The sequence below is a fragment of the Nostoc sp. NZL genome, assembly GCF_015714705.1.
In the GTDB taxonomy this organism is placed as follows: Bacteria; Cyanobacteriota; Cyanobacteriia; order Cyanobacteriales; family Nostocaceae; genus Nostoc; species Nostoc foliaceum_A.
On the sequence record NZ_WBKL01000005.1, the window covers coordinates 1 to 11,331 of the forward strand.

The 11,331-nt window shown below is 38.2% G+C and carries 15 protein-coding genes and 2 pseudogenes; 9 read left to right on the forward strand and 8 right to left on the reverse strand.

Going from position 1 to position 11,331, the window contains the following annotated elements:
• Positions 1-188, reverse strand: a 188-nt coding sequence (locus F8R90_RS00895) for a hypothetical protein (RefSeq protein WP_442946731.1), incomplete at its 3' end; no start/stop codon positions are given.
• A 177-nt stretch (positions 189-365) separates the two neighbouring features.
• On the opposite strand from F8R90_RS00895, the gene F8R90_RS00900 reads away from it, so the two are divergent.
• From F8R90_RS00900 to F8R90_RS00910, 3 genes are read left to right on the forward strand one after another with little or no spacing between them, the layout of a single operon-like run.
• Positions 366-842: an ankyrin repeat domain-containing protein gene (locus F8R90_RS00900; RefSeq protein ID WP_196508779.1), complete on the forward strand. Its 477-nt coding sequence runs from the start codon at positions 366-368 to the stop codon at positions 840-842.
• Entirely contained in the window at positions 817-2,103 is a 1,287-nt protein-coding gene (locus F8R90_RS00905; protein WP_196508781.1) for a SagB/ThcOx family dehydrogenase, read from the forward strand. The genes F8R90_RS00900 and F8R90_RS00905 overlap by 26 nt, the downstream gene beginning before the upstream one ends.
• 18 nt (positions 2,104-2,121) lie before the next feature.
• Positions 2,122-2,496 (forward strand): hypothetical protein, encoded by a 375-nt coding sequence (locus F8R90_RS00910; protein ID WP_196508783.1) that lies wholly within the window; start codon positions 2,122-2,124, stop codon positions 2,494-2,496.
• Positions 2,497-2,515: 19 nt separating this feature from the next.
• Here the strand turns inward: F8R90_RS00910 and F8R90_RS00915 are convergent, their stop codons facing one another.
• Positions 2,516-2,986 carry a hydrogenase maturation protease gene (locus tag F8R90_RS00915; protein WP_196508803.1) on the reverse strand — a complete coding sequence of 157 codons (471 nt, stop codon included), beginning with the start codon at positions 2,984-2,986 and terminating at the stop codon, positions 2,516-2,518.
• Between the two features lie 87 nt (positions 2,987-3,073).
• Here F8R90_RS00915 and F8R90_RS00920 point away from each other — a divergent pair, with 87 nt between their 5' ends.
• Both F8R90_RS00920 and F8R90_RS00925 read left to right on the forward strand, forming a co-directional pair.
• Positions 3,074-3,349 carry a DUF2281 domain-containing protein gene (locus tag F8R90_RS00920; protein WP_196508785.1) on the forward strand — a complete coding sequence of 92 codons (276 nt, stop codon included), beginning with the start codon at positions 3,074-3,076 and terminating at the stop codon, positions 3,347-3,349.
• The gene (locus tag F8R90_RS00925) at positions 3,346-3,759 is read left to right on the forward strand and encodes a type II toxin-antitoxin system VapC family toxin (RefSeq protein WP_196508787.1); all 414 of its coding nucleotides are present in this window, start codon (positions 3,346-3,348) and stop codon (positions 3,757-3,759) included. The genes F8R90_RS00920 and F8R90_RS00925 overlap by 4 nt, the downstream gene beginning before the upstream one ends.
• 69 nt (positions 3,760-3,828) lie before the next feature.
• Here the strand turns inward: F8R90_RS00925 and F8R90_RS00930 are convergent, their stop codons facing one another.
• On the reverse strand, positions 3,829-4,251 hold the full coding sequence (locus F8R90_RS00930; protein WP_196508789.1) for a hypothetical protein: 423 nt from the start codon (positions 4,249-4,251) through the stop codon (positions 3,829-3,831).
• A 530-nt stretch (positions 4,252-4,781) separates the two neighbouring features.
• On the opposite strand from F8R90_RS00930, the gene F8R90_RS00935 reads away from it, so the two are divergent.
• On the forward strand, positions 4,782-4,979 hold the full coding sequence (locus F8R90_RS00935; protein WP_230966018.1) for a DUF1294 domain-containing protein: 198 nt from the start codon (positions 4,782-4,784) through the stop codon (positions 4,977-4,979).
• A 106-nt stretch (positions 4,980-5,085) separates the two neighbouring features.
• Here F8R90_RS00935 and F8R90_RS00940 read toward each other — a convergent pair whose 3' ends face one another.
• From F8R90_RS00940 to F8R90_RS00950, 3 genes and pseudogenes are all read right to left on the reverse strand, one after another.
• Entirely contained in the window at positions 5,086-5,499 is a 414-nt protein-coding gene (locus tag F8R90_RS00940; protein ID WP_196508793.1) for an HNH endonuclease, read from the reverse strand.
• Positions 5,500-5,709, reverse strand: a complete 210-nt coding sequence (locus tag F8R90_RS00945; RefSeq protein ID WP_196508795.1) for a hypothetical protein — start codon at positions 5,707-5,709, stop codon at positions 5,500-5,502.
• A gap of 87 nt (positions 5,710-5,796) precedes the next feature.
• Positions 5,797-6,897 (reverse strand): annotated as a pseudogene (locus F8R90_RS00950) (nickel-dependent hydrogenase large subunit); the annotation flags it as partial.
• A 116-nt stretch (positions 6,898-7,013) separates the two neighbouring features.
• On the opposite strand from F8R90_RS00950, the gene F8R90_RS00955 reads away from it, so the two are divergent.
• The 3 genes from F8R90_RS00955 to F8R90_RS00965 all read left to right on the forward strand — a co-directional run bounded on the left by F8R90_RS00955 (position 7,014) and on the right by F8R90_RS00965 (position 10,542).
• Positions 7,014-8,498 carry a site-specific integrase gene (locus tag F8R90_RS00955; RefSeq protein ID WP_196508797.1) on the forward strand — a complete coding sequence of 495 codons (1,485 nt, stop codon included), beginning with the start codon at positions 7,014-7,016 and terminating at the stop codon, positions 8,496-8,498.
• A 189-nt stretch (positions 8,499-8,687) separates the two neighbouring features.
• The gene (locus F8R90_RS00960; RefSeq protein ID WP_196508799.1) at positions 8,688-9,035 is read left to right on the forward strand and encodes a hypothetical protein; all 348 of its coding nucleotides are present in this window, start codon (positions 8,688-8,690) and stop codon (positions 9,033-9,035) included.
• An 88-nt stretch (positions 9,036-9,123) separates the two neighbouring features.
• Entirely contained in the window at positions 9,124-10,542 is a 1,419-nt protein-coding gene (locus F8R90_RS00965; RefSeq protein ID WP_196508801.1) for a hypothetical protein, read from the forward strand.
• Between the two features lie 265 nt (positions 10,543-10,807).
• On the opposite strand, the gene F8R90_RS00970 is transcribed toward F8R90_RS00965, so the two are convergent.
• Positions 10,808-11,029 (reverse strand): DUF5615 family PIN-like protein, encoded by a 222-nt coding sequence (locus F8R90_RS00970; protein WP_331000577.1) that lies wholly within the window; start codon positions 11,027-11,029, stop codon positions 10,808-10,810.
• Positions 11,030-11,055: 26 nt separating this feature from the next.
• Positions 11,056-11,331: pseudogene (locus F8R90_RS00975) on the reverse strand (ISKra4 family transposase); the annotation flags it as partial.

Sequence of the window (11,331 nt, forward strand, 5' to 3'; positions counted from 1 at the left end):
GTCTTGCCATCCGCAGCCATTAGTAATGTGTGTGCACGCCGAATTTCTCTGGCTTTTGCTGAACCCTTTTTGACTAGAGCCAGTAGTTCTTCCCTCTGTGATTCACTCAGATTAATTTGATACTTTTTGCTCATACACCCTTTTTCCTTCTTCTGCGATCGCTTGTCTGCTTGTGAATACCAATGCATCCACATTGCTATTTAATCACACTTGATTATAACCCCGCAAAATTAATGGGACAGACCACTAGACTTTAGCTACTCGTATAAAATTTTAAAATAATGGTGGGTAATGCCCACCATTATGTTTTCCAAGCATAAAATTGCCTAGAAAATACTTAATCGTGTGACGTTGAAAGAATAATTATGAGTCAATTAAACAGACAAGACTTGAGTGAAGCAACAACTCAATGGCTAATAGCAAAAGGCTATAATCCTGGCGATTTAAATCAGCTAGGGGAAAACGGCGATACAGCTTTGATGAAAGCCACAAGAGAGGGAGTTTATGCAGTCGTTAAAGAACTGATTGATGCAGATACGGATATCAACGCTCGAAATAGCGATCACAACAATGCTTTGTGGTTTGCTTGCTTTGGTAATCACTACGAGTTAATTAATTTATTGTTGGCTCACAACATTAACATTGACAACCAAAATGATAACGGTGCAACAGTTTTAATGTACGCAGCCTCAGCCGGAAAGACAGAAGTCGTCAAGTTACTTTTACAACATCATCCTAATTTATATTTGAAAAGCTTAGACGACTATAAAGCTATCGATTTTGCCAGCAATGTAAAAGTTTTAAGGATACTCAAAAATGCCATCAAGTCAGATATCGGGTAAAGCTTATCATGAAGCTACCAAGCATTCTTACTTATCGGTACAACTCGATCCAAATTATGTAGATGCCTCAACACAGCCATCTGCATTTAAAGTTTATCCAAGGTTTTATCGAAGAGTGAAATTAAATCTCAATAATCCTGTTCACTCTTTTATCTCGTTAACCAGTGCGATAACACTGGAAAAAGTATATAAAGATGGCCCTTATAAACTGCGGGTGAATCCATCAGCAGGCGCTCTGTATCCTACGGAAGTTTACGTACAGGTTCGTGGGATTGAGGGAATGATAGATGGTATATACCATCTAGAAGTTGAGAATAATTGTCTAACTCTCATCTATGAATTAATTGATGATGGGTTAGAGAATTATATTATACCGGGCAAATGTATCAACGGATTCATCTTTTTAATTAGTTGTGTTTATTATAGGTCTAGCTGGAAATATCAAAACAGGAGCATAAGATATTGCTTCTTAGATAGCGGACACCATTTAGGTGCAGTTGCCGCTTCAGCTTTTCTCCACAACCGAGATATACAAATAATTTTTGACTTTGATAAACTTGCACTCAATTCTGATTTGGGATTTGAGAATAAAGAGTTTATTACTGCTTGTGCGGTGTCAGGGGAAATACAAGACAAGAAAATCAGACGCTTAAGGCTGAAAATTACTTTTGTCTCTGGTACTGATTATTTTGAATCCAATCAATTTATTGAAGATGCCTATCAAGCAACTACTCTACAAAAGAGTCGCCAGCAGAAATTAGAGTATCCTCAATTTGATTTTGACAAGGATAAATTTTATCAAACTATTTGGAATAGACGTTCTATTAGACGTTTCCGGAAAGAGTCTATATCTCAAGAAGATTATTTATATGTAGTGCAACAACTTCAACAGTCAATACCAACAGAAAATTATGAGGAAATAGAAATTTACTTAGTGGTGCATCGAGTAGAGGGAATGACACCTGGGTTATATAAAGGTACGTATCTGGTTAAAGCAGGTAATTTTAGTGAAAAGACAGGTTACTTATGTATTAATCAGGCTATTGCTAGAGATAGCGCTGTAACTTTATTTTTTGTGTCAGATTATTTAAACTATCAAACTGCTATGCAAATAGCTGGTTTTCTTGGACAGAGACTTTATTTAACTAGTAATTATTTGGGAATTAGCTGTAGTGGAATAGGTGCTTATTATGACGACGAAACCCAGGAATTATTAGACACAAATAAAGATGTACTTTATGGAATGGTAATTGGAAGATAAGTAGGAAGCTAAAGAGATATGCCTAGAAAGATGTATTACTTAAATGGTGATGACTCACATCCTATACAACCGACATCAGCAGATATTATACTGCGGCAGCAACTAGAGTATTCTATTAGTAGATACTTTTATGAAGCGTGCGATCGCAATATTCAAAATCTGCTGTCTGATTGCCGGTGGTATGTCACAACCCACGCCAATGCTCTGACATTGGTAATTGAATGTCCCGATCAAGTTATTAATTGGCGTGTTTTACAAAAAATTGTGCCAATGGGGACATTGCTATATGGAATTGTTAACAGTGCTAAAATCCGTGTTTGTCCGCCAGAAAGTCAAGGTATACCTTTTGAAATGAGGGTAGATGAACTTTCTGTTTATCGGGATTGGGCGTGATTCGATTTTGGATTTTGTATTAGTTAATATTCTGTTTGATAAGTGCAGCTACCTCTTCAAAAACCAAATCAGCAGAATGTTTGACAACAAGACTTAATTCCAGCCCCAAAGCAAGATTTGCAGCCTCAATTAAATAAACTGTGACATCTTCAGGAAAGTCATTTTGAAAGATTTTCCGTCCGGCGGCTAAAGCATTATCCCAACGAAAATCGTGCAAGTTATAACTAGGTTCTGGCAAAGCTTCCAGTTCTTTTCCTGGAACTTTAAACACAGCACCCGGTTCAGAACCAGTTGAACTTGCATCAATAATTACTAATTGTTTACTACCTCTAGCTTGAAACATTACTTCCATCCCTGCGGTGCCACAGTCATAAACACGCACATGAGGATGAGGGTTTTCAGCTAGATATTTTTGTAAGCGTTGGGCAATGATTACGCCTACAGCGTCGTCACTGCGATTGAGATTTCCGCAACCAATAATAGTTAGCATTTTTTGTACGCCAATGTCTTCAGCCGTCACTAGCGCGATCGCATAAAGTACAATAAGTCAAAGCAATTCTTTACTTTTGTCAAGCGTATGGATACTTTGACTACAAATAGACAGACATTAATTAAGGCAATTAATGCTCTCCCAGATGAAAAATTAATTGAGCTAGCAAGCTTTGTTGAATATCTTCAATATAAATCGACAAGGCAAAAAGAAGTAAACAATCATGGGTCTTCTTTTCTAATGTCTATTGCAGGATTAGGAGCTTCTGTGGAAACTGATGTCTCAGAACAAGATGAAGATATATTAAAAAACGAGATTGATTCTGTACGTGGTTGGGGTCTTAAAGTAGATGATCGTACATGACAGCAATCCTGGATACAAGTTTCTTATTTGCACTTACTGATAAGAGCGACCGCAATCACTCTCGTGTTTTTAATGTCGCAAAGACTTTGAGTGAACAATTAATTTTGCCAACCTCTGTCCTTCCTGAAGTTTGTTACCTAATTTCGTCTAGACTGGGACATCAAGTAATGCGTCATTTTTTGGTTGAACTTGCAGCTAGCGATATTCGACTGGAATCAATTTACTTTGAAGATTTAGAGCGAATTAATGAAATTCTCGAAGAGTACGCTGATAGTCAGCTTAATTTTACGGATGCAACGATTATTGCACTTGCAGAGAGAGACAACATCACTCGTATCTTGACGCTTGACCGTCGTGACTTTGGTTTGGTCCGTCCGAGACACTGTGATTATTTCGAGTTATTGCCATAATCTGCAAAATAGGAGGCTCTGACTTATGAGACAGACAAAGCCTCTGAAAAATAATTTATCAGAAGGAAACTATAAAGCTACACCATGTTTCTTGGCAAGTTCAGTCAGTTTCTCATACTGATGTTGTGATGCTTGAGTTAATATCTCTTCAGCCTGTTCTTTAGTACTTCCCTCTTTAGGAATTAAATACTTGACATAAAGAGATACAAAATCAGCCGCGATCGCTAAACCAGATAAAGCGTGTTTGTCAGCTTCCTTGCCAGCGATCGCAGCTACTAAACCAGCTTTAATTGGGTCTGGTTTAACTTTCATGAACTGCTCGACAAGTTTAGGAACGTAGTCTTCTGGTGGCAAATTATCTAACTTACTTCTATCTGGAGTAAAGTTACATTCTGCGGCTTTTGCCTGTTCTAAAACACACCATTCTATGTATTCTTGCAATGCTGCATCAGGAACGCGAGGAAGATAATTATGTAGCGCTAAATCAGACACAAGCTTACCGTGTAAATTGCTGTTTTATGCAAGTGCATTAACGCAAGCCTAACGCACTGTTTCTATAAGTTTTAGTGTGGTACGCTACGAGTTTTGAATATAAGGCATTGGGAATAGTCCATTAGTTATCACCACATTTTTACTAAGTTAAAAGAGTTGGTGCGACAATCGCATTTTTGGTGTTGTCTATTTGTGTAAATAAGGGCAAACTATAAGATAAGTATAAATATATGATTTGTTCATGAAACTTGCTTTGCATAAAGGGCAACTAACCATCTGGAAGGACGATCGCGGGTTTGGTTTCATACAACCGATGGGAGTCAAGAAGTCTTTCTACACATTACAGCATTGAAAGACATTAACCGTCGTCCCCAAGTTGGTGATTTCATTTGTTATCAATTAACAGTTAGTAAAGATGGCAAAGTACGCGCTTGCAATGCTTATATCGAAGGATTTATGTCAAAATCGTCATCTTATAACGCACTAAAGAAGTCTATATCCAGAACTGTAGACAAATCTACATCATTACCATGCATCTGTGCGAATTTATGGGTGGTTGGTTAGGTGGATTTGTTGCTCAACAGAAACTACGTCACAAAAGCAGCAAAGTTTCTTATCAAGTTGTATTTTGGGTGATAGCAATTCTTCACATTGTATTTTGGTTAGATTGGCTATTTTTTGGTAAAACGCTGATAAATCTGTTTTTCGGTATTGCTTCTAGAGGATAATTGAATCAAGTCATAGTCTGTAAACTAAGTTTAATCTGGTTGTCGGCAGGGGCGATCGCTCTTGTTGGTGGTATAAACAGTTAACGTCGCTAACACCACTGGCTTATTAAGGTGGTGGATGACGGCCTAGTAGTTCCTCTTCTGCCCGAATCGCCAGCATAATCGCACGATTCATGTTGAGTGCATTAATGGTTGCTCGTCCTGTAGCTGTTAATCCAAAAACTTCTACACCATTCCATTGAAAATGTTCTTTCCATACTTGTTGACGAGGGTGGAAGATTGGTACTTTTTCTCCTGTTTCTGAATCTTCAACCATTTGTCTGGCAGCCTTACGTAGTGAACAGGACACGCAGGCAAGTGCCAAATTATTTGCTGTTGTTGTACCACCTGCTACCACAGGAATGATGTGATCGATATGAAATGTAGCTGCTTGACCTGCTTGGGATAAACTGCAATATTCACAGCGATCAGCTGCTCTTTGAATGATCAATCGACGTAAAGCGATTGAAATCTTTACCATTTATCCCTGCTGCATCAGACGTTGAGAGCGCAAGTGCAGCAGAGATAAAAATTCTGCTAACTCAACCAGCCCTTCTGCTTCTCGTCGTTCTGCAAGGGGGAGCGCTTCGCCTGCATCTTGACGATCCAGCAGAAATTGCAAACGCTCTTGGACAGCTTCAGGAAGTTGAAAGTGAGTCAGTTCAAGAGGTATTTCAATAATTTCAGCCATACAAAGTATGTTTAGCAAAATTGCAACTACTTGTAGAGCTAGTGTAACTCAATGTGCGTTGTGGTAGGCGATCTGATATTTTGAGAATTAAGCAGTCCGAAAACGTGCCAACTCTTCACCAGTCTTAGCATCATGGGCGTGAACTGTACACACCAAACATGAATCAAAAGATCGCGCCACATGACCAACTTCTACCGGATCGCTAGAATCGTAAATGGGTGTCCCAATTAACGCTTCTTCAATGGGGCCACGAATTCCTTCACCGTCACGAGGGCCAATATTCCAAGTGCCTGGGGCAATAACTTGGTAGTTTTTAATCTTACCGCCCTCTATTTCCACCCAGTGAGATAAGGAACCCCGTGCTGCTTCCGTTGCACCCCAACCCTTGCCATCTTTTTCTTTGGGTTTGATATACCAAGGATCGTTTAATTTGAATTCGCGCAAACAGTGTTCAGCTTGCCGATATAACTTGACAAGTTCGTGAACTCGTGCTAGCTGACGCACATGAATACTAGCACCACCCATTCGTTTGAAGACATCGAGGATGAAGGGGTCGTAATGTTGCCAAGATTCGCCATGTTGACCACCAGCGACTAATTGCCGCGCTAAAGGGCCAGTTTCCAAACGTCCGAAGTCTTTGTGCAGGACTGCACTCGACCAAGAATAGGCGTTATCGAAGTCTTTTGTATTAATTGCAGTGGGTTTAGTGGTGCGATCGCTAGGGTGAATATCTTCTGTCCCTTCATCGTACCAGGAGTGAGTTGTATTCTCGCGGATAAATGACTGATCCATTAAGGTGTGAGTGTCTGCGAAGCTGTCATACACTCCACTTTTCATAATCATCGCCGCATTTCGTCCTTCGATAGTCGGCTTTTGGTATTTATCTTCATGGGCTAAATATCCCCAAGTGACATATTTACCAACACCAGCGCCATATCTATCTAGACCGATGTCTAAACCCATCCGCCAATAAAAACCTAAGTCGGAATCTCGATGATTTCGGTCTTCATCTAACCAATCTCTAAAGTCATCATAAGTTTGGATTTGTTCGTAGCGTTCTAATGAACAACCCAACCACACTGGTTCTAACCAATTGGTGCGGAAGTATTCGAGAATCGCCCAAGCACGAGTAATGTCTGTTAAGGTTGGGGCGCACATCACGCCACCAGGCACCATATAACTGCTGTGGCAACTGGTGATATGCTAAAAATGTTCCTGAGCAACTTATTGCATAAAGTAATTTTGCTCGGCAATAACATTTTATTTTCACCATTTCAGCTTATAAATAAGGGAATATTTAGGGAATGAGCGGGCAAAATCAAAACCAGGGTAATTGCGATCGCCACAATTTCATATCGCAGACATATCCCCCATCTACATGTGAGGATGCAAACGCAGACTCAAGGGATTTGTTCGCCGATATTTTTGCAGATTTTGAGCCGCACAACACCACAGACGGTAGCTACAAAGGAACAATGGCGAAAATTAAAGCAACAGAACTACAGTATCAAGCAGTTTTTGAGCAGAAGTTAGTCGAAGCCAATACTAATTTAAAAAGGGATAGAATTAGAGTTAGCATTAAACAAACTGGCAATTCTCTACAGTTACGAGCTACCCTACCGTTAAAACCAGGCGATTGCAGCTTAGGTAAGGAAAAAAAGCAGTATGACTTGTCTCTAGGGATACCAGCAAATTTAGAGGGACTGAAAACTGCGATCGAGGAAAGTTACGAGTTGGGTAAATTAATCGCTCGCCATACTTTCGAGTGGAATGAGAAGTATTTAGGAATTAAATCTAGAGAGAAGCAAGAGATAAAAACTATTGGGGAATTATTAGATACATTTGATGAAAAATATTATCAAACCCGGCAGAAAACTATAACTAGTCAAAATACTTTTGCTAACTATATATCCGTTATTAAAAGAAACTTTCCTTTAACAACTTTGTCAACAAAAAATCATTTTGAGGAAATTATTAATTCATTTCAGGGAAATAAAAAAAATGAATTAATTGCGGTAAGTTCTGTTTTTATTAAAACCTTTCAGTTGGGATTTATACTTGATGTGACACGGGATCATGTCACTCCTGCCCATCGAGAAATACCTGAAAATGATAAAATAGTATCTTCTTTTGACCTATTTGAAAAATTCGCCCTCAATCGCAAAAATACAAATATCACTGATGAAATAGACACCTGGGAAATGTGGCGTTGGGTATATGGAATGTTGGCAACCTTTGGGTTAAGGCCAAGGGAATTATTTGTCGAACCAGATATTAATTGGTGGATGTGTCCCCAAAATATAGACCATACTTGGAAAGTCAATAAAAATACAAAAACTGGATATCGAGAAGTTATACCCTTTGTACCAGAATGGATAGAATTATTTGATTTACAAAATCCCAAACCATTAAATATTTTAGAAAAAAAGGTGACAAAAATTGCATCTGTGCAAAATATTAATTGGATGCGGAGAGATATATCCAGATGGTTTAAAAAAGTGGGAATTGAGTTTCAACCCTACGATTTGCGTCATGCTTGCGCCATTCGAGCGCATCTTCAGGGAATACCTATTAAAGCCGCAGCAGACAATTTAGGTCATACTGTTGATGAACATACAAAAACCTACCAGCGTTGGTTTGGCATTGAAAACCGGAAAAAAGCCTTTGGTGAGGTAATTAGTCAAAAGTCATTAATTGAATTGCAGAAAAATGAAATATTGGCGCTACGGATGGAGAATGAAAGGTTAAAGTTGGAAGCTGAAAAGTGGAAATTCTCGGAAAATGCCTAAAAATCCAGAGGACTGCAAACAGCTTTACCACCACAGTTAAGAACGTGAGTATCAATCATAATAGTTTTGACATGGTGAAGGGTGTTTTTGTAGATTATCGGGGTGTGGAGAAAAGCCATTTTAAGCTTATCTGTAGGTGTATGTGCTATAAATTGGTAAAGATTCAGAATTAATGAGGTCACTATCAAGATGGAATTATCTGTACTAGCTTTACAAGCGGTAAACATTTCGCTGTGGGCGATCGACAAAGTTTCAGGCGGTGCTTTGGAAAAAGCTGGGGCAGATGTTTTAGGCTTCTTAGCAAAAAGATTTCAAGGCAAACTCCAAATCGATAAGTCTGAGTCAAAACTCTTAGAAGCCGCAATTCTCAGTGAAGCCGAATGGGACAGTAAGTTTCAAGAGGATCTCGAAAGGTTAGTAACTCATTATCAACAAATTCAAAATTCTTCCCATGTTTCTCAAAGTACTGAATCAGGGGTCAACATCAATGTTGATAAGAATCCAGGAACAGTCGTAGGGCAGCAATTTTTTCGTTAACCAGTTTTTTGATCTCAAAAGTTCCGATTTAGAATCTAATAGGAATCTACTGAAGAAGCTCTTTAATTACATTAAGGTAGCTGCATTTTTGCTATGTTCAGTTTTATTTTGGATTTTATTTGGCTGGTTAGCTGACTATTCATTCCCATTTGGTCAATCATTAGAACTATTTCTTTCGTGTTTCACGGGTACTGTTGCAGCGAAGATCAATGGTTTACAGCAGCAATTACAGAGAACAGATGTAATTTCTCAGCCCGACAATGCACAGCAAGTTCAAAAGCTGAATAAACTTGAGTCTCAAGTATGGTTGTATAAAGGTGTATTAGAACGCCTTGGTACAGACCCTTCTGCAAATCATGAAAAAATCGCTAAGACGCTTGAAGCATTGGAGTATAAAAGAAGCGAAATCCTACAAGAACTTGAGCCTCGAAGACCTCGAAGTTATCGTGTTTTAGTAGAAATACAGGATTCTGTTCGTAATTTTCTGGCTAGTCAAGCAGAGAAAGATTATGAGCAAATTCAGAAGGTTGTGACTAATCTGATTCTTTTTATTAGAAGCAGGCAACCGTCGCAAATTATCCTTTCTGAAGCAATTACGAAATTAGCTTCGGAAATAGCACAAAGTAGTAATCAAATCAGTCCTTATCGTCTTCGTCTTGCTTATAGAATCGATGAATTATTAAAAGTTTTATCAGCAAAATTAGTTTTAAATTCTAATAACCCTATGACTAACGGGAATTATCAATCGCTTGTTAATGAGCTACATTCCCGCATTAATCTCTTGTCTCAAGAATTTAACAATTTACTTAGAGTTAAGCAAGAAGATAAAAATGAATTAAATAGACGTACAGAAGAGATTTCAAACCTCACAAAAAATATTTCTGATCTTCATAAAGATATATCAAATCGTGATGCAGATATAGCCGCTTTGCGAAGCAATATTCAAAATATTACGGAATCAGTTCAAGAAAAACAAATCCAGATAAATGATCTCCAAAATTCAATTCGCAACTTGAAAAGAGACATTCAAAGTTCAGCCGATTTTAATCATAAGAAGCAAGATCAGATTGATCAATTACAGAACCAAATATCTCAGTTAAATCAGAAAAAATCAAGCTTGCAAAAAAGAATTGAAGATATCTCTACTTATGCTCAAAACAAAGAATCCGAAGTTGAGAATTTGCAGAATGAAATATCTCAACTCAATTCTCAAAAGCTAGAACTACAGAGACAAAATCAAGTTTTATACCAACATTATCAGCGTCAGCAAGGTGAAATATCTAGCCTAAATCAGAGGCTAGAAGAGCTTTCTAGCGCTAACACAGTGATATCTCAAAAATCTACACCACAACCAAATACCAGGACAACTGCAACTCAAGAAAAAATTTCAGAAGCAGAATATCAAAGAATTACTAATCAAAATGAGTATGAATATGTAAGTGGTTATCCTAACAGTCGAAGCGGAAAATGGGTAGCTCCATACTATAGGCGCAAAAGAAATCGTTAGAGCAAAGCCTATCAGCCTAACAATCCCAGTTGGTTGCTTTGCTGATCTATCAGCGGGTGAATGAGGTCGTTAAACATCTTTGAGAAAAGCGATCGCTCAATATCCAAATAAATCAATACTTCTATACATAAGCTGAACTGTAATTATTTAAACTCAGATATTGTTATTTGCGTATTTATATTGAGAAAAACCGCGCTTTATACTTCAATACAAAGAAAATAATTATACTTAACCACTTACCTTGTACTGCGTTAACTGCGCTAGGTTAAAATGAAAGGGCAAGCAATGATGAATTTTCATCTTCATAAAATAATTTGATCGTGCTGAACTCCCGACGCAGTAAATTTTCAACTTGTAAGGTAGAACAGTTTCCAAGTCTAAGCCAGATGACTTTTGGGGGATTTCCAAACACTAAACTCAGATCGTGCATATCAGCATCTTTCGAGACGATTATCAAATCATTATCTTTTGCATAATTCCAAACTATGGGAGCATCTCACCTTTGCAAAAATATCAGGTAGTAAGCTGACCATTGAGATAAGCAGATCGAAGTTGTAGCATCCGAGGTACGTTTTCTAATTTCCACTGTGCGCCGGAAATTTTTAAACGTTTACCAATCTGTTTCACAGCTGATTCCACAGCGCCAGAACCAATAGAACATAAACCTTCAGTAGAAAAATACTCGTAGTTAACTATTCGTCCTGAATGCTTTTTAAGATAGCTGATAAAATTTTGTGCAGGCTTTTTTTTCAAATCAACAAATAGTGCGATCGCTAAATCTAGCTGACC